Consider the following 17,561-nt stretch of genomic DNA (forward strand, 5'->3'; position numbering starts at 1 on the left):
TTACCCCAATAGGAAATGGAGGTGCAGGCATGGAGCTCATTCTGGATAATATACGCAAGAGCTTTGACGGTAAGGAAGTGCTGAAAGGAATTGATTTCACCTTCGAGCAAGGTAAGATCTATGGGCTTCTGGGCCGCAACGGCGCCGGCAAAACCTCACTTTTCAACTGCCTGAGCGGTGAGATACGCATGGACAGCGGCGGGGCTTTTCTGCGGCGGGAGGAAGTGAGTCTTCCGCTCCGCGAAGAGGAGATCGGCTACGTCTTTTCTTTGCCGATTCTGCCGGATTTCTTAACCGGCTATGAGTTTGTGAAGTTCTACATGGATATCAATAGGGATAAGATCGAGCAGGGCCGGAGTATCGAAGATTATTTTGATATCATCCGCTTTGAGGAGGAGGACCGCCACCGCCTGATCAAAGGCTACTCCCACGGGATGAAGAACAAAATCCAGATGCTCTGCTTCATCATTTCCCGCCCGCCGCTGATTCTGCTGGATGAGCCGCTGACCTCCTTCGATGTAGTGGTGGCGCTGGAGATCAAGAAGCTGCTGCGTGAGATGAAGCAGAATCACATTATTATTTTCTCCACTCATATTCTGCAGCTGGCCGCCGACCTCTGTGATGAGCTGGTGATTCTGAATAACGGCTCGCTCCGTGAGATTCCCGCTGAAACACTGCATAGTCCGGAATTCGAGGAGCAGATTATCGCGCTGCTGAAGGATGAGGATCATGTTTAGCACGCTGAAGGCGATCATGGAGATTCGCGGGATGTCCGGCGCCAACCGGCTTATGTTCTATTACAGAAAAATTCCTGTTATAGGCAAGCTGGTACCGGCCTCAGTCTATGCTGAGACGGCGCTTAAGCAGACTTTATCGGTAATCGTCTATATCCTCAAAGCCATCTGGGCCTTCTTGTCCAAGTTTGCCTATTTGGGGCTTATGGTCTTTTTGCCGGTGAAGCTTGCTGGCAGTGAGTTAAACTTAACCCTTTCTGTACAGTACCAGCTATATCTGCAGATACTGCTCTGTTTAAGTTTTCTGGCTGCTGCAGTTTCGAGTGCGGTTATTCTTGAGCCTAAACGGGACAAATACATATTTGTGAAGCTGATGAGGCTGCCTGCGGAGAAATATATGCGTACAACGCTGGCGCTTCGCGGGATAAGCTTCGCGGTTACTTTTGTCCCGGCGATGATGGTCTTCGGGAGTCTTCTGGGTGCACCTCTATGGCAGGGGGGCGTTCTTGCTCTGCTGCTGACGTTCTGGCGGATTGCCTGCGAGGCTTTGCATTTATGGATTTTTGCTAAATATGACATTGTGGTTGTCAAAAAAACAGGCTGGGTCTGGACCGCCATTGGGGCAGGTTTTCTGCTGGCTTATGTACCTGTGCTTCGGGGATTTGCGGTGGTGGATAGTCAAACGGTGTTTACTATGCCTCTGGTGCTTGCTGTGCTTGTGCTGGGAGCCCTTTGTGCGGTCTATATCGCCCGTTACCCGGATTACCGCAATGCAGTGGATGCCGTTACCAAGATTGATGATCCGCTGCTGGATATGGGACGCATGATGAAGGAGGCACGGGTGAAGGACGTTGCAACCCGGGAGCAGCAATACACGGCGGAGCAGCTGGACCACGGACAATTCGCCGGCAAAAGCGGATACGCTTATCTCAACGCGATTTTCTTCTCGCGCCACCGGCGGCTGCTCATTCATCCAGTACAGCGTCGTCTGGTAATTATTGGGGCACTCTTCGCAGCCGCTTTGCTGACAATGCTGTTCTCGCAAGCGGCTTTTACCAGGCTGGCCCATTATCTGATCAGCGCCTTGCCTACCTTCCTGATCCTTATGAATTACACTTCCATCGGCGAACGTGTATGTAAGGCTATGTTCTACAATTGTGATCTCAGTCTGCTGCGTTACGGGTTCTACCGCGAACAGTCAGCCATTCTGAGCAACTTCCGGATCCGGCTGCTGCGCATCAGCCTGCTTAATCTGATTCCGGCTGCAGCAATCTGCCTGGGAGTGAATCTGCTGATTCTGCTGTCGGATCAGAGCTGGGGCGCGGCGGATGCGGTTATCTTTTGCGTCACAATTCTGGCACTGTCCCTGTTCTTCTCGGTGCATCATTTGTTCATGTATTATATCTTCCAGCCTTACAGTACCGAGCTGAATGTGAAGAATCCGTTCTTTACCATTGTGAATAGTATCGTGCTGGCAGCCGGTTTTATAGCAATGCAGTTCAATAGCGAACCCGGAATTTTTGCTCTAGTCGTAGTACTCTCTGCCGTTGTCTACATGCTGACCGCCCTCATATTGGTATACAGGTTCTCGGGCCGGACTTTCCGGGTGAAATGACCCGCGTTGTCCCTCTGCGCCGCACACTTCTAATTTGAGATTCTTGATGTTATGATAGTAGCTCAAGGTTAATCTTCACATGCTGATACGTGTATCGTGCTGCCAAATAGATCGGGTATTCAGAATTAAAAGAGGTGTCGCAAGTGAGCAGCAGCATAACAGTGGCCAAGGTACTCAATAATAACGTGATCATTGCCGAGCATCCCCAGTATGCCGAGGTAGTGGTCATTGGCAAGGGTATAGGCTTCAACCGTAAGACACGGGACCGGATCAACCTCTCTTCTGTAGAGAAAATGTTCATCCTGCGGAGCCAGGAGGAGCAGGAGCAGTATAAGCAGCTGGTGCCCCAGGTGGACGAGAAGCTGATTGAGGTTGTCCAGGAGATAGTACTGCATATTATGCAGAGCAGCCGGCAGGCGCTTAATGAACATATTCATATCGCGCTCACAGACCATATTTCCTTTGCCATCCGCAGAAGCGAGCAGCATATAGCCATACATAACCCCTTTCTGTACGAGACCCGGGAGATTTATCCGGAGGAATACAGTCTGGCGGAATATGCTGTGGACCGGATTAACGAAGCTATGGAGGTATCGCTGCCACCGGATGAGATCGGTTTCGTGGCGCTTCATATTGTCAGTGCGCTCAGCAACCGGCATATCTCAGAGGTCAAGCAGCATTCCCAGCTGATCGGGGATATGGTCGGACTGGTGGAGGATAATCTCGAATACCGCATTCCGCGTGATTCCCTGGACTATTCACGTCTGGTGACTCATCTGCGGTTTGTGCTGGAGAGGCTGCGCCGGGGGGAGACTGTACGTGAGACTTCGTCGCTCGACGGGCTGATGAAGCGTGAATATCCCGAGATGTACATGCTTGCCTGGAAGCTGACCAAGGTCATAGAACAGCGCGTGCATATTCCCGTATATCCTGCCGAGGTAAGCTATCTGACCATTCATCTGCAGCGTCTTGCCCAGAAGAAGGAAGATGAATCCGGTATGGAACAGCAGGACAGCATTTAGGTCATAATTAAAAATATAAGAATTTGTGTCCTCTGCGCTATAAATTATCCTTATATTTCTCGCTGAAACGGTACCGTCCCTTAAAAGGACGGCAAAGCCGTTTCAACTTGTGCTTGCAACTTCAAATCATCGGTGCTACAATGATCCCTGTTATTAACAAAACAGAATACAAACGTGTAACTGATACGATCAGGCATGAGTGATTTACAGTATTATGGTTGTCTTGCCCCATCTCGGGGTACTCTAACGTTAGCGTTAGACGACAATCTGTGTGCTGTATTGCTCATGCCTTTTTTGGCTTCTGTTTTGAATGAAATTTAGGATTAGGAAGTGACCTCAATGTTCAAAAAGTTGTTTGGCGTTTTGCAGAGAGTCGGTAAAGCGCTTATGCTGCCCGTTGCCATTCTGCCTGCAGCAGGGCTGCTGCTCGGTATCGGGAACATGCTCGTTAATCCGGATTTCCTGCAGTATGTGCCTGCACTGGAAAATCATGTAGTTCAAGCTATTGCTACCGTATTGATGAATTCGGGGCAAATTGTATTTGATAATCTCTCCTTGCTGTTCGCAGTCGGCGTAGCCATCGGGCTGGCCGGAGGCGAAGGTGTAGCGGGTCTCGCGGCTATCATCGGATTCCTGGTTATGAACGTAACCATGGGAACGGTTGTCGGCGTTAACGCGTACGTGCTGACCTGGAAAGATTTCGCCTACTCCAGCGTGCTGGGGATCCCTACGTTGCAGACAGGGGTGTTCGGTGGTATCCTGGTGGGGATATTGGCCGCTTCCATGTACAAAAGGTTCTTCCGTATCGAACTGCCGTCATATCTCGGCTTCTTCGCGGGTAAACGTTTCGTACCGATCATGACTGCGGTAACTTCCCTGATTCTCGGTCTTGCGCTCACACTGGTATGGCCGCCGATCCAACACGGTCTGAACTATGTATCGCAGAGTATGATCAACACCAACCTTACGCTGTCGGCCTTCATCTTCGGGGTCATTGAGCGTTCCCTGATTCCATTCGGCCTGCACCATATCTTCTATTCGCCGTTCTGGTATGAATTCGGAAGTTATGTGGATAAGGCAGGAGATCTGGTCCGTGGTGACCAGCGGATCTTCATGCAGCAGCTTCGTGACGGTGTGGATTTCACAGCCGGTACATTTACCACCGGTAAATATCCGTTTATGATGTTCGGACTTCCGGCAGCCGCGCTTGCGATCTACCATGAGTCCAAACCTGAGAACAGACGGGTTGTCGGAAGCTTGATGATTTCCGCAGCGCTGACTTCGTTCCTGACAGGTATTACTGAGCCTCTGGAATTCTCATTCCTGTTCGTGGCTCCGCTGCTGTTCGCTGTACATGCTGTATTTGCAGGCCTTTCCTTCATGACCATGCACATCCTTAATGTCAAAATCGGTATGACGTTCTCCGGCGGTTTCATTGACTACGTGCTGTTCGGCGTTATTCCAAACCGTACAGCCTGGTGGCTGGTCATCCCGGTAGGTCTGGTGCTCGCGGTGATTTACTACTTCGGATTCCGCTTCGTTATCCGCAAGTTTAACCTGAAGACTCCAGGCCGTGAAGATGCAACTGACGACGAGGAAGAAGTAAGCACAGAAAGTGTATCCAAGACCGGCGACGATCTGCCGCGCAACATTCTGTCCGCCCTGGGCGGTAAAGAGAATATCACGCATCTGGATGCCTGCATCACCCGTCTTCGTGTTGAAGTCAAGGATAAAGCAGGTGTTGATAAGAACCGGCTGAAGAAGCTGGGTGCTTCTGGAGTTCTGGAAGTGGGTAACAACGTACAGGCGATCTTCGGAACCCGTTCGGACACCATCAAATCGCAGATTCAGGATGTCATGAACGGCAGAACACCAACTGCTGCTCCTGTAGCGCCAAAGCCTGAGCTTGAGAAGCAGGCCGGCGAGCAGGGTGAGGCTATTATCGCTGAGGATATCGTATCCCCGGTAAACGGTGAGCTGATGGATATTACACTGGTTCCTGATGCGGTCTTCTCGCAAAAAATGACCGGTGACGGTTTCGCCTTCCTGTCGGATGACGGCAAGATTGCTTCGCCTGTATACGGCAAGGTGTTCAATGTCTTCCCGAGCAAACATGCGATCGGCATTATGTCCGACGGCGGCAAGGAAGTGCTCGTGCATATCGGTGTCAATACCGTTAAGCTTAAGGGCCAGGGCTTCACGGTTCTGGTAGAAGAAGGCGATCTGGTAGCTGCCGGACAGCCGATTATGGAAGTGGATCTGGAGTATGTGAAGGCCAATGCACCTTCGGTAATCTCTCCGGTCATCTTCTCCAACTTGCCTGAAGGTTCTTCCGTCACACTGAAGAAGCCGGGCAAAGTAACCATCGGTGATAAGGATATCATCACCATTCAGTAAAATGTGCAAAGGCGAAGCGCTTCCATTATAATCAAAGGGAGCGCGGCCTTCACCATAAGCAACTATCCTAATTAATAGAAAGCGAGTTGGATATTATTATGCAAACAACTTTCAGAATCATTGACGAAGATGGAATTCACGCACGCCCGGCAACAGCGCTGGTAAATACAGCTACAAAATTCAAAGGCACTGAGGCTTTCGCGGAAGCCAAAGGCAAAAAAGTAACTCTTAAATCCATCTTGGGCGTTCTGTCCCTGGGCCTTGAAGCAGGAGATACCCTGACCCTTATTACTGAAGGCAGTGAAGAAGCTGAAGCACTGAGCGCACTGCAGGAGATTATGGTTAAAGAAGGGCTGGGAGAAGTTCATGAGTAAAATTTCAGGAATCGCGGCTTCCGCAGGTATTGCAGTAGCCCGTGCCTTTATCCTGGAACATCCGGACTACACCATTACCAAAACAGCAGTCACTGATGTAGACGCTGAGCTTGCGAAGCTGAATGACGCCCTGGATAAATCCAGAGGCGAACTGCAGAGCATCAAAGAGCGTACCCTGGCTGAGCTTGGTGAGAAGAAAGCGGAGATCTTCGAATCCCATCTGCTGATTCTTGATGATCCCGAGCTGATCACGCCTGTAATGGATAAAATCCGTGAGGAATCGGTTAATGCGGACTATGCACTAAATGAAGTGGCTAACCAGTTTGTAGAAATGTTCCAGAACATGAAGAGCGCGTACCTGCAGGAACGTGCTGCGGATATGCGTGACGTAACCAAACGCGTACTGAACCACCTGCTTGGCATTCACTACGTGAGCCCGGCAGAGATCAGTGAAGAGGTTATCGTAATTGCACTGGATCTGACGCCTTCGGACACCGCTCAGCTTAACCGTAATTTCGTTAAGGGCTTCACGACTAACATCGGCGGACGTACCTCCCACTCGGCGATTATGGCCCGTTCCCTGGAGATTCCGGCTGTAGTTGGAACCAAGAATGTATTGTCCCTGGTGAAAGCCGGCGATCTGATTATTGTAGACGGCCTGAACGGTGATGTGCTGATCAACCCGACGGAAGCGGAGGTAGCAGAATACACCGCGAAGCAGGAAGCTTATAACCTGCAGATTGCCGAGTGGAAGAAGCTGCGTGATGAACCCACCGTATCCGCTGACGGCAAGCATGTTGAGCTGGCTGCGAATATCGGTACACCAAATGATGTAACGGGTGTTATCGAGAACGGCGGAGAAGGCGTAGGTCTGTACCGTACTGAATTCCTGTATATGGGCCGCGACAAGCTGCCTTCCGAAGAAATTCAGTACAATGCCTACCGTACCGTGCTTGAGAACATGCAAGGCAAGCCGGTAGTTGTGCGTACACTGGATATCGGCGGCGACAAAGAGCTGCCTTATCTGGATCTGCCGAAGGAAATGAACCCGTTCCTCGGCTTCCGTGCCATCCGTCTGTGTCTGGACCGTCAGGATATCTTCCGCACCCAGCTGCGGGCCTTGCTCAGAGCCAGTGCCCACGGCGATCTGCGTATTATGTTCCCGATGATCGCTACGCTTGGTGAATTCCGTGCAGCCCGTGATTTGCTGCTGGAAGAGAAGGCCAAGCTGCGTGAAGAAGGCAAGGAAGTATCCGATAACATCCAGCTGGGCATCATGGTTGAGATTCCTTCGACAGCTGTGCTGGCTGACCAGTTCGCCAAAGAAGTAGATTTCTTCAGTATCGGTACCAATGACCTTATTCAATATACAATGGCTGCGGACCGTATGAATGAACGGGTATCCTACCTGTATCAGCCATATAACCCGGCGATTCTGCGTCTGGTCAAAATCGTCATCGATGCTGCACACGCCGAAGGTAAATGGACCGGCATGTGCGGTGAAATGGCCGGAGATTCAACGGCTATTCCTCTGCTGCTGGGTCTTGGCCTGGATGAATTCAGTATGAGTGCAACCTCCATTCTGCCGGCACGCAGCCAGATTTCCAAGCTTTCTGCTGCTGACATGAAGGAAATGGCTGGCCAGGCGCTGCAGCTCGGCACTGCCGAGGAAGTAGCAGCACTTGTGCAGAGCCGTGTGAATTAATTCGTTTAGGGGTTTAATCTGTTTGAGGCAATTCCACTTTTCCAACTACTTTAGCCGGTCTCCGATATAGGGGGCCGGTTTTTTTGATGTATAAGAACAAATGTACTTCAGCAAGAACGGAACCGCCTTTTCTTGCAGCATTTTATATAATGAGGCCATTACTTCCGAAGGGCGGAACCATTTTGCAGAAGTTCAGTGCCTCACAGCTTTATTTGTTTATGGTTTTTATGATGTCTTTAGCAGGCAGCATTATATTTACAACGTATAGTATTTATTATGTTACCAAGCTTGGACTAAGCCCGTTTCAGCTGGTACTGGCTGGAACGGTTCTGGAGATAACAGTGTTGGTGTCCGAAGGAATTACAGGTGTTGTTGCGGATACATATAGCCGTAAGCTGTCGGTTATTATCGGAATGTTCGTACTGGGAAGTGCTTTTGTGCTGGAAGGATGTATTGTCTGGATGATGCATCCGGCCTCCATGCTGCCTGCATTTGCCTGGCTGATTATGTCCCAGATGCTGTATGGTATCGGCTGGACGTTTGTCAGCGGGGCGGACACGGCCTGGATTGTTGACGAACTGGATGAGGAGCAGACGGGTGGACTTTTTATGCGTTCCAAAATATTTGCGCTAACTGCGTCTCTGCTGGGCATCGTTGTCAGTGTAGGATTATCACTGCTTGCGCCTAATATGCCGTTTCTGGCAGGAGGCGCTGTCTATTTTATACTTGGGCTGGTATTGATCCGTTATATGAAGGAAACGGGCTTTATCCGGCGTGAGCGTGAGCCGCACACCTCACCAATCCGTGAACTGGGCAAGACCTGGGTAAGCGGCGTATCCGTACTCAGACATCACCCGCTGCTTCTGCTGCTGACCGTTGTAACATTATTTAACGGGGCTGCGTCTGAAGGGTATGACCGCCTGTGGCAAATCCACCTGATTGATGAAATCGGCTTCCCGGAAGCCTCCGTGTCAATGGCGGTATGGTTCGGCCTGATCAGCGCAGCGGCTACAATTTTGGGGATGCTGGCCGTGCGTTTTGCCGGGAAAAGAATGGACCTGCTCCTGGAACGAAAGGTCTCTGCCACTTTGTTCATACTGACCTGTATCCGCATGGGCTGCATCCTGCTGCTTGCGCTTGCGCCGAATTTCACGGCCGCGATCTTTGCGGTGCTTCTCCTGGGGGTGGCCGGCTCCGTGAGCGATCCTATCTACACTACCTGGCTGAACTCGAAGCTTCCAAGCCGGAACCGGGCCACAGTCCTGTCCATGATCAGTCAATCGGATGCACTTGGCCAGTCCGCAGGCGGTCCGGTTGTAGGTTATATAGGCAGCCGGTTCTCCATCAGAGCCTCACTTTTGGCTGCAGGCTTCCTGCTGCTACCAGTTATGGCGTTGTTCGGAAAGGTCATGCGTAAGCGCTAAAGGAAGCAAAACAACATTTAACAGTTGTTATTTGGCAGCAGGACAAGTATACTTCCGGGTAGATTCGCAGCTGTCACCTCATGGGCTTAAATACCCGGGACTTCATGCCGATATAGGATATAGCAAGCAGATGCAATTCTACCCCGTAACCCAAACCTGTGAACATAATGTTACATATTATAAGATGAACCGTGAGTAAGAATTCTCAGCAATACCCGCTTGCAGAGCTGTGCAAGTATTAGATTGGTGATATGTGGAAATAGCTTGGTTGTAATAGAGTGATCAGTTTTCGGCCGGATGGCAGAGAGCATTAGGATGGTGAATATGAATGAGCAGCAATTATATAAATGCAGAGTCAGTAATGGAGACCTATGAAGGCAAAGACCTCGGCTTAACGTATTCAGCGGAGTACAGTATGTTTAAAGTCTGGGCGCCGACTGCGTTCGCAGTGTCGCTGGTGCTGTATACTACCGGCGGCAATGGCATATCCGCCGGTCATACCGGAGATTACAGGGACAGCGGCCGGATTATCAATATGCAGCGCTCAGACGGCGGGATCTGGGGAGTCCGGGTTTCCGGTGATCTTAAGGGTAAGTACTATATGTACCGGACTGTATTTGCGGACGGAAGCATTAATGAAGCTGCAGATCCTTATGCAATGGCCGTATCTGCTAATGGACTGCGGACGGCGATAATCGATTTGCAGGATACCCATCCGGCTGGTTGGGATCAGGATACTTCTCCTGTTCTGCCGCATCCGGCCGATGCTGTAATCTATGAGCTGCATGTACGTGATTTCTCGGCTCATGAAAGCTCGGGTCTTACCCATAAGGGGAAATTCAAGGCGTTCACTGAGATAGGACTGCGGGATTCTGCAGGTCATGCGCTGGGCATTGACCATCTGGCTGAGCTGGGGATTACTCATGTGCATCTGCTGCCGGTATTCGACTTCCAGACGGTGGATGAGCTGAAGGTTCCCGGTGAAGCACCGCGGTCTCCACTATTCACAGACTACAATTGGGGCTATGACCCCCAGCACTATAATGTGCCTGAAGGCTCATACAGCACAGACCCGGCCAGTCCGCCTGTCCGGATCCGTGAATTCAAGGAGATGGTGCAGGCACTGCACAGCCGCGGGATCTCTGTCATTATGGATGTGGTCTACAATCATACGTATTCTATTGAACAAGGCCCCTTCCAGCCGCTTGTGCCGGATTATTTCTACCGCCACGACTATAGCGGCCGGCTCTCCAACGGCTCGGGTGTCGGCAATGAACTGGCTACCGAGCAGCCGATGGTACGCAAATATATCAAAGACTCTTTGTCTTACTGGGCTTCGGAATATCATATCGACGGTTTCCGCTTTGATCTGATGGGATTGATGGACAGTGTGACCATGCGCGAGATCACGGAAGAGCTGCGGCTGGAGATCAATCCGGCCCTGCTGCTCTACGGTGAGCCCTGGACGGGCGGAGACTCTCCGCTTGCCACTAAGACGCTCAAGGGTGTGCAGCGCGGCAAAGGGTATGCCGTCTTCAACGATAACTTCCGCTCTGCCATCAAGGGAGACAGTGACGGCTGGGGCAAGGGATTCGCTACCGGAGAATACGGTAAAGAAGGCGCGGTTGCTTCCGGGATCAAGGGAGCGATACATGAGTTCACTGATTCGCCTGTAGAGACAGTAAACTATGTAACGGCGCATGATAATCTGAATCTGTGGGACAAAATTCTCGCCACTCAGGGATTGCGCAAGGAAGCGCGTTTGCTGGAGCTTGAGAATGGTAAGCTGCGGGGCGGCGGGGATCTGGAAACCGCCGTGGAGCAGGCTGACCCGTATTTCGCGATTGATACCTTGGATGTGCTGGAGAATGAGACCGTACGGCGTTCTCTGCTGGCTAACGGGATCATCCTGACCTCGCAGGGAATACCATTCCTGCACGCCGGGGATGAGCTGCTGCGCAGCAAATACGGGGACCATAACAGCTACCGAAGTCCTGACTGCATCAATGCCATCCGCTGGGAGAACAAGAAGAAGTTCATTCCCGTGTTTCAATATTACAAAGGTCTGATTGAGCTGCGGCGGGGACATCCGGCTTTCCGGCTGCATGGACGCCAGGAGATTGAGCGCAGTCTTGAGTTCCTGCGCTGTGAGGACGGAGTGGTTGCCTATGTGCTGAAGAATCATGCCGGCGGCGATGTATGGAATAATATTGTTGTGATCTTCAATGCTAATATGGGACCGGTAACCCAGTGTCTCCCTGAATCCTCAGGCTGCTGGAATATCGTCGTTGATCATACCCATGCAGGACCGGAGGCCTTCCGGCAGACAGAGAACGGCAGTATCGAAGTTGCCGGGTTGTCGATGATGGTGCTCTACGATAAATACGGCGAACCCGAACCGAGATCGAAGGTAGTGGAGGTTCATTATGAACGGCCGGACGGCGATTACCGGGGCTGGAATCTCTGGGTATGGGGTACAGGCATTCAGGATGGACAACGGGACTTCCAGCACATGGAGGACGGTCACGCAGTAGCGCGGATCGAGGTGCTGCCAGGCACAGCGTCTATCGGATATATCCTGCGGCTGAATGACTGGGAAGAAAAAGACAGCATGGGTGACCGCTTCATCGACTGCTCCGGCAGCGCGGATCCGGTTAAGGTAAGGGTCAGTGACCGCCGGCACGAGCATGAGGGAGATACAGAAGGACCACTTCAACGGAGTAGTTAAGCAATAAATTAAGAGCTGTCCTGCATATCTCCCCTTAGTGGGAGTCGCAGGATAGCTTCTTTATGCTCCGACTCTTGTTTTCGCTTTTATTGAACTTAAGATTTTAACATAAAACCAATCTTTCACCCAATGTATATTTGGACTTCCGGGCGGCTGCTGTTGTCGCAGGAATTCCTTGATTCATTCGGCTTTCTGTGGCAGAGATCTGGTAACTTTTTATATAATCCTGCCCATAATACAACATTTCCGCCATCATTCCGGCCCAAATCCAAAATTGTTGTATAAAAGGCAGGATTTTATCTTGATCAAGCGGCTTAGCAGGATTAATCTTGTATTTTATACAACAATCTTTCCGAACGCCCGGTTACCATTGAATCTAAGTTGCAAAATGTACAACATTTATGTCTATTGTACCTCCTAAGTAGCCTTCATATCTTAGAGTTAAAGCAAAGCGGACTTTCATTACAACAAATAAAATCATAATAAGTAACAGGGAGGAAGGAAATGAAAAAAAATAAGCTCTCCAAACTTTTTACTATTGCCGCATTATTATTAGTTGTTGGCGGTTCGCTTGCTTTTGCAGCTGTTACTACTGCTTGGGCTTCCGGCGCTGCTAAATGGTATAGCAATAGTGAAACTGCCGAGCCTAATTCAGTAAATTCTTCTAGCGAAAAAACAATTCATTTGCATCCTAACTGGGCAGTTTACTATAAGGATGACAATGAGTTGGCTGATGCTGCAGATCTAGTGGTTCAAGGGATCGTTAAGGAGGATCTGGGAAGTAACATTGACAATAAGGGAGCCTACTATTCTTATTACACAGATGTTAGCTTGGAAGTCACCAAGGTAATCAAAGGTGATCCAGCTGAGGATCAAAAAGCCATTAGAGTATCTCAAATGGGAGGTTCTGACGGAAGTGTGAATGTCGTTGCAGAGGGTTCTACCAAGTTATTAAAGGATCAAGAGGTGACATTATTCTTAAAAAGGCTTAATGATGAACGTTATATTCCTATAAATGAAGATGAGAGTATATTCGTTAATGCAGGGGGAGAGTTTCTTAATACTGCTAATGGTGGTTCCTTGAGTATACAATAACCTTAACTATAATCATAACTATAAAAAGCCCGCATTTGTGGATGATCCAAGTTGGTCATACCAGTGCGGGCTTTTTGTAGTTTGTAGATTATCCTTAACTGCTTTTCTTATTCCACCAGTTAGATCAGCTCTTTTCATTAGGGGAGTCTGTTTAGTTTGTTTTCCTGGGCATCGATTAAGGCGAGCTTGTAATTGATTTTTTCCAGCATTTTTAACATTCTTGTTAATTGTTCCTCTACCTTGCTTTTTTGGGTGAACAGCATCAATTTTCTTAGGTGCAGTGTAGGAGCTCCACGCTTGTACAACTCAACGTATTGTTTGATTTCTGACAGAGGCAGCCCTGTCGAACGAAGAGCCTGAACCGTCTCCACGCACTCGATGTAGTGATCGTTGAATTGCCGGACCCCGTTTGCATCCCGTTCAACCGTCGGCAATACGCCTTCCTTCTCATAATAACGCAATGTATATGCGGTAATGCCCGTTCTCTCAACGATATCCCTAATCGTATAAGCCATAAGATGTTTCACCGCCTATTGAATGTTAGAGTGACTCTAGTATATTCTACAATCCAGAGTTGCCTCCAGTCCATAAGATCCCTATATAAAAGGCTTGAATTGATAGATTTGACTTAGAGCCGCTTCAATCCGGTAAGCTGTGAGAACAGCAAATAATAAGGAGGATGTTCAATGACTCAAACAGTGTTAATCACCGGGAGTTCGACCGGACTGGGAAATACAACTGCGAAGAAGTTTGCGAAGGAAGGATGGAATGTGGTTGCGACGATGCGCAAACCGGACCAGAGCTTGACGGAGGACAATCCCGAACGGATTTTCGTAACAGAACTTGATGTTACTAAGCCCGCTTCCATCGAAGCGGCTATAGCTGCAGGCATCAGCAGATTCGGCCGGATCGACGCCGTCGTGAACAACGCCGGAATTAGTATCCTCTCGATATTTGAAGCAACACCCATGGACGTTACGCGCGCGATCTTCGAGACTAATGTCTTCGGTGTCATGAACGTCATTCAGGCAATCACCCCTTATTTCCGAATGCAAGGCGGCGGCACTATCATCAATATCACTTCAAACGTTGGTTTTGCCTCCAATCCTCTTCTGGCCGTATATGTCTCAACCAAGCATGCCATCGAGGGGCTGTCCGAATCTCTTGCGTACGAGCTGGAATCGCAAAATATCTCCGTTAAGCTTGTGGAACCCGGAGCCATGATTACAACGAATTTCTCGTCAAACACCATGGCCGCAACTCAAAACCTGTCCGTTCCGCAAGCGTACCAGCCTTACTTTGAACATATGATGAACTGCATGCTGGACTATCCGTTTGAGAGTTCAGATGAGAATCAGGCTGCAGATCAGGTGTATGCCGCGGCATGCGATCCGTCTGACCGGCTGCGCTATCTGGCAGGTCCGGACGCAGAAGAAACAGCCAAACTGAGATGGTCCCAGTCAGAAGAGAAGTACATGAGTACCATGCGGGAGCTGTTGGGGCAAACGGCGTGGCGAAATAGACAAGCCGGCATTCAATAAAGAATAATAATTCTGCTTCACAAAGGATGGTTGGACAATGGAGGAAAAAGTACATCCGGAACTTAAAAATATGTTTGCTGCCCTGCCAAAGGTTGTATATACCCGAGAGAATTTGGCAGACCAAAGGAAAGAGATGTATGAATTTGCTGCCGGAATGGCCGCAGCGCTGCCCCTTAATGATGAAGTCCTGATCTCAGAAAGAACTGTTCCGGGGGCAGAAGGAGATCCGGATGTCCGCATCAAAATATATGAGCCTAGAGTGAAGAATCATACTCTACCTGGGCTCTTATATATTCACGGCGGAGGATATATTCTGGGCTCCGCTGATATGATGGATTATACCCTGCAGGAACTGGTATCGGAACTCGAATGTGTTATCGTTTCTGTGGATTACCGGTTGGCCCCTGAGCATCCGTTTCCAGCTCCTCTCGAAGATTGCTACGCTGCACTCACCTGGTTCTCCGGAAACGCAGAGAAACTGGGAAGCGATTCATCCAGAATCGCAGTCTTCGGCCCAAGCGCCGGCGGCGGATTAACGGCAGCTGTCTCCTTGCTGGCCAGAGATAGGAATGGCCCACCGATTATGTTTCAAATGCCCCTCTATCCGATGCTTGATGATCAGCTCCTTACAAAGTCCAGTAATGAAATAACGGATGACCGAGTATGGAACAAAGCCAAATCCCAATTGGGTTGGGAAATGTATTTAGGAGAAAAAGGCCAGGAATCCCCTTATGCTGCTCCGGCCCGGGCAGCTGATTTGTCAGGGCTTCCGCCCACATACACATGCGTTGGTGATTTAGATCCGTTTCGCGATGAAACCATTAATTATGTATCAAGGCTTACGCAGGCAGGTGTGCCGACAGAATTTCATTTGTATCCCGGATGTTTTCATGGTTTCGAAGAATACTTTCCTTCTGCGGAGGTCAGCCAAAGAGTGGTGAAAGAATATCAAACAGCTTTAAAACGGGCCTTATACAAATAAACGGCTGATTTCTTCAGCAAAACAGATAGAGGGCGCGCATTCGCTAAGGAATGCGCGCCCTCTATCTGCAGGCCTTGCGTTATTTCGGTTGGCGGGTGTATTTTTCATCCACATTTTCGCTGTACAGATTGGCTTCATTGCCGCCATGATTCTTAGAACGGTACATGGCCAGATCGGCTGCGCGGAGCAGATCATTGATGCTGCTTCCATGCTGCGGATAAAGGGCTACACCAATGCTGGCAGAGGTATGGAAGCTGGAGCCTTTGTTGACCGACCAGGACTTATTGAACAGCTGGAGCAGACGTGCCAGCATTTCATCGAGCATCTCCGGACTTGTGAACCGGTGCAGCACAACCGCGAATTCATCGCCGCCGATACGGAATGCCTGGCCTGAGCCCTTGACGGTCTGCTGCAGCTCCCGTGAGAGCAATTGCAGAAATTCATCCCCGGCCAGATGGCCCAGAGTATCATTAAGCTGTTTGAACCGGTCGCAATCGAGCAGAGCCACGGCAATCTCCTGCCGGCGTTCCTCCGGCTGATTGATCAGATTCTCCATATACATTTTGAAATGAGCCCGGTTGGGAATGGCGGTTAAATGATCATAGAAGGCCAGCTTGTGCAGCCTTTCCTCATACTGCTTGCGCTGGGTAATCTCGCGGGATACCAGCATGAATTGCGCAGGGAACGCTCTGCTTCCGGGAATCGGTGTTACTTTGGTCTCCAGCCATACCCAGTGGCCTTCTGCCGAACGCATACGCAGCTCGGAAATCCGCGGTGAAGCCTGAACTACACTCTTCAGCTTAGCCCAGGAGATCTCGGCTTCACGGATATAGTTGGAGAGGGGTACTCCCTTGCTTGGAACATAACCAAGCACACTGGAATGTGAAGGGGAGGCGTAGAGGATCAGGCCGTTATGATCGGTCAATATAATGAAATCCGACATGGTTTCACCGATCAGCTGGTACAGTGATTTCTCTTCCAGCATTTCATTCTGCAATGAGATGAGTCTGCGGCAGAGATAAATAATAACCAGGACCAGCAGGAACAGGAATACTGAATAGACAGCGAACAGCGAGCTTTTCAAGTTCCGGAACTCGAGAATAACCTGCCGGGCATAGCTGTCGATCAGATCCTCCGCGGTATCCAGCGTCCCCCTTACCTGGTTGAGCTGGGTATGAACCGCCAGCGGGGAGTAGACCGCGGGGTTCCAGTTATTCTGTACCCGCTGTGAGATCAGTTCCCTTCCGTTATCCTTCCAGAGCTCAACTGAGGTCTCGAACTGCTCCAGCTCGCTTCTGAGCTCACCCAGCAGCAGTTCGCTCTGCTTCATTCCATTGTATGGGCTGTCTACAGAATCCAGATTGTAGCGGGCGGTACTCACCCGCTGCTGCGCCTGGGCATTATTGTCCTCGAACTCTTGCGAGAACGCGCTGCGCTGCGCATCGGTTATATTGCCGCCCAGGGAAGTCTGAAGCGCAATGGCCGCCTGATGCAGATCACGGTCGGCATTCAGCACGAGCTCGGAGTTCTGGTATACATCGTTGTATAGGGAGTCCGACAGTTTATTCATCGTATGATTCAGATACAACAGGGAGGCAACGCTGACGCCAACCAGAAGAACGGAGATGGAGGTGAATAATAGGATTAATCTGCGTGTGTTTGTGATTTCGGAAAAAACTGCCACTGTCATCCTCTCCCCGCATAGAACTTTACGAATCTCATTGGTGTACCTTGGGTGCATGCGGATCTTATCCTTATGCGGCAAATGGCTGTTTGCTGGCATGATAAAGAGAGTATGTAAGCGGGTCCTATAAGTTGGGGAAGAGGGAGGTAAATGAAAGAAAAACTCCCGGTTAACCGCAGTTTCTTTTCACCAGTATATAGGACATCCTTCATGCAGAGCAATTGCTGAAATAAATAATAAGCCTCATCTTCTCCTGCTGC

Annotated in this window: 13 protein-coding genes; 11 read left to right on the plus strand and 2 right to left on the minus strand. The window is 50.0% G+C overall.

Annotated elements, in window-relative coordinates; translation table 11 throughout:
• The first annotated feature begins 29 nt into the window (after window positions 1–29).
• The 9 genes from PBOR_RS09750 (at window position 30) to PBOR_RS09790 (ending at window position 13,094) form a co-directional block, all read left to right on the plus strand.
• On the plus strand, window positions 30–737 hold the full coding sequence (locus PBOR_RS09750; RefSeq protein ID WP_042211499.1) for an ABC transporter ATP-binding protein: 708 nt from the start codon (window positions 30–32) through the stop codon (window positions 735–737).
• Window positions 730–2,349 carry a hypothetical protein gene (locus PBOR_RS09755; RefSeq protein ID WP_042211500.1) on the plus strand — a complete coding sequence of 540 codons (1,620 nt, stop codon included), beginning with the start codon at window positions 730–732 and terminating at the stop codon, window positions 2,347–2,349. The genes PBOR_RS09750 and PBOR_RS09755 overlap by 8 nt, the downstream gene beginning before the upstream one ends.
• A gap of 143 nt (window positions 2,350–2,492) precedes the next feature.
• A complete protein-coding gene (glcT, locus tag PBOR_RS09760) occupies window positions 2,493–3,371 on the plus strand; it encodes a glucose PTS transporter transcription antiterminator GlcT (protein ID WP_042211501.1) in 879 nt (292 codons plus the stop codon).
• 339 nt (window positions 3,372–3,710) lie between these two features.
• A complete protein-coding gene (ptsG, locus tag PBOR_RS09765) occupies window positions 3,711–5,768 on the plus strand; it encodes a glucose-specific PTS transporter subunit IIBC (protein WP_042211502.1) in 2,058 nt (685 codons plus the stop codon).
• Between the two features lie 98 nt (window positions 5,769–5,866).
• The gene (locus PBOR_RS09770) at window positions 5,867–6,142 is read left to right on the plus strand and encodes an HPr family phosphocarrier protein (protein ID WP_039309348.1); all 276 of its coding nucleotides are present in this window, start codon (window positions 5,867–5,869) and stop codon (window positions 6,140–6,142) included.
• Entirely contained in the window at window positions 6,135–7,847 is a 1,713-nt protein-coding gene (gene ptsP / locus PBOR_RS09775; protein WP_042211503.1) for a phosphoenolpyruvate--protein phosphotransferase, read from the plus strand. The genes PBOR_RS09770 and ptsP overlap by 8 nt, the downstream gene beginning before the upstream one ends.
• A gap of 149 nt (window positions 7,848–7,996) precedes the next feature.
• Window positions 7,997–9,271 carry an MFS transporter gene (locus tag PBOR_RS09780; protein ID WP_042219181.1) on the plus strand — a complete coding sequence of 425 codons (1,275 nt, stop codon included), beginning with the start codon at window positions 7,997–7,999 and terminating at the stop codon, window positions 9,269–9,271.
• A 328-nt stretch (window positions 9,272–9,599) separates the two neighbouring features.
• Window positions 9,600–11,999 (plus strand): type I pullulanase, encoded by a 2,400-nt coding sequence (gene pulA / locus PBOR_RS09785; RefSeq protein WP_042211504.1) that lies wholly within the window; start codon window positions 9,600–9,602, stop codon window positions 11,997–11,999.
• Window positions 12,000–12,503: 504 nt separating this feature from the next.
• Window positions 12,504–13,094, plus strand: a complete 591-nt coding sequence (locus tag PBOR_RS09790; protein ID WP_042211505.1) for a hypothetical protein — start codon at window positions 12,504–12,506, stop codon at window positions 13,092–13,094.
• Between the two features lie 137 nt (window positions 13,095–13,231).
• On the opposite strand, the gene PBOR_RS09795 is transcribed toward PBOR_RS09790, so the two are convergent.
• Complete coding sequence (locus PBOR_RS09795) at window positions 13,232–13,609, minus strand: MerR family transcriptional regulator (RefSeq protein ID WP_042211506.1); 378 nt, start codon at window positions 13,607–13,609, stop codon at window positions 13,232–13,234.
• Between the two features lie 171 nt (window positions 13,610–13,780).
• On the opposite strand from PBOR_RS09795, the gene PBOR_RS09800 reads away from it, so the two are divergent.
• The gene (locus PBOR_RS09800) at window positions 13,781–14,635 is read left to right on the plus strand and encodes an SDR family oxidoreductase (protein ID WP_042211507.1); all 855 of its coding nucleotides are present in this window, start codon (window positions 13,781–13,783) and stop codon (window positions 14,633–14,635) included.
• A 37-nt stretch (window positions 14,636–14,672) separates the two neighbouring features.
• Window positions 14,673–15,617, plus strand: coding sequence for an alpha/beta hydrolase (locus tag PBOR_RS09805; protein ID WP_042211508.1), 945 nt, complete (start codon window positions 14,673–14,675; stop codon window positions 15,615–15,617).
• Window positions 15,618–15,696: 79 nt separating this feature from the next.
• Here the strand turns inward: PBOR_RS09805 and PBOR_RS35370 are convergent, their stop codons facing one another.
• Window positions 15,697–17,301: a sensor domain-containing diguanylate cyclase gene (locus PBOR_RS35370; protein WP_052429407.1), complete on the minus strand. Its 1,605-nt coding sequence runs from the start codon at window positions 17,299–17,301 to the stop codon at window positions 15,697–15,699.
• Window positions 17,302–17,561: the final 260 nt, after the last annotated feature.

Origin of the sequence: Paenibacillus borealis, from assembly GCF_000758665.1 — a bacterium.
Taxonomy (GTDB): Bacteria; Bacillota; Bacilli; order Paenibacillales; family Paenibacillaceae; genus Paenibacillus_AQ; species Paenibacillus_AQ borealis.

Bases quoted from the DNA above. Each gene is read 5' to 3' on its own strand.
- PBOR_RS09750 (WP_042211499.1), top strand. From the start codon at position 30: ATGGAGCTCATTCTGGATAATATACGCAAGAGCTTTGACGGTAAGGAA.
- PBOR_RS09755 (WP_042211500.1), top strand. From the start codon at position 730: ATGTTTAGCACGCTGAAGGCGATCATGGAGATTCGCGGGATGTCCGGC.
- ptsG (WP_042211502.1), top strand. From the start codon at position 3,711: ATGTTCAAAAAGTTGTTTGGCGTTTTGCAGAGAGTCGGTAAAGCGCTT.
- PBOR_RS09770 (WP_039309348.1), top strand. From the start codon at position 5,867: ATGCAAACAACTTTCAGAATCATTGACGAAGATGGAATTCACGCACGC.
- ptsP (WP_042211503.1), top strand. From the start codon at position 6,135: ATGAGTAAAATTTCAGGAATCGCGGCTTCCGCAGGTATTGCAGTAGCC.
- PBOR_RS09780 (WP_042219181.1), top strand. From the start codon at position 7,997: ATGAGGCCATTACTTCCGAAGGGCGGAACCATTTTGCAGAAGTTCAGT.
- pulA (WP_042211504.1), top strand. From the start codon at position 9,600: ATGAGCAGCAATTATATAAATGCAGAGTCAGTAATGGAGACCTATGAA.
- PBOR_RS09790 (WP_042211505.1), top strand. From the start codon at position 12,504: ATGAAAAAAAATAAGCTCTCCAAACTTTTTACTATTGCCGCATTATTA.
- PBOR_RS09795 (WP_042211506.1), bottom strand. From the start codon at position 13,609: ATGGCTTATACGATTAGGGATATCGTTGAGAGAACGGGCATTACCGCA.
- PBOR_RS09800 (WP_042211507.1), top strand. From the start codon at position 13,781: ATGACTCAAACAGTGTTAATCACCGGGAGTTCGACCGGACTGGGAAAT.
- PBOR_RS09805 (WP_042211508.1), top strand. From the start codon at position 14,673: ATGGAGGAAAAAGTACATCCGGAACTTAAAAATATGTTTGCTGCCCTG.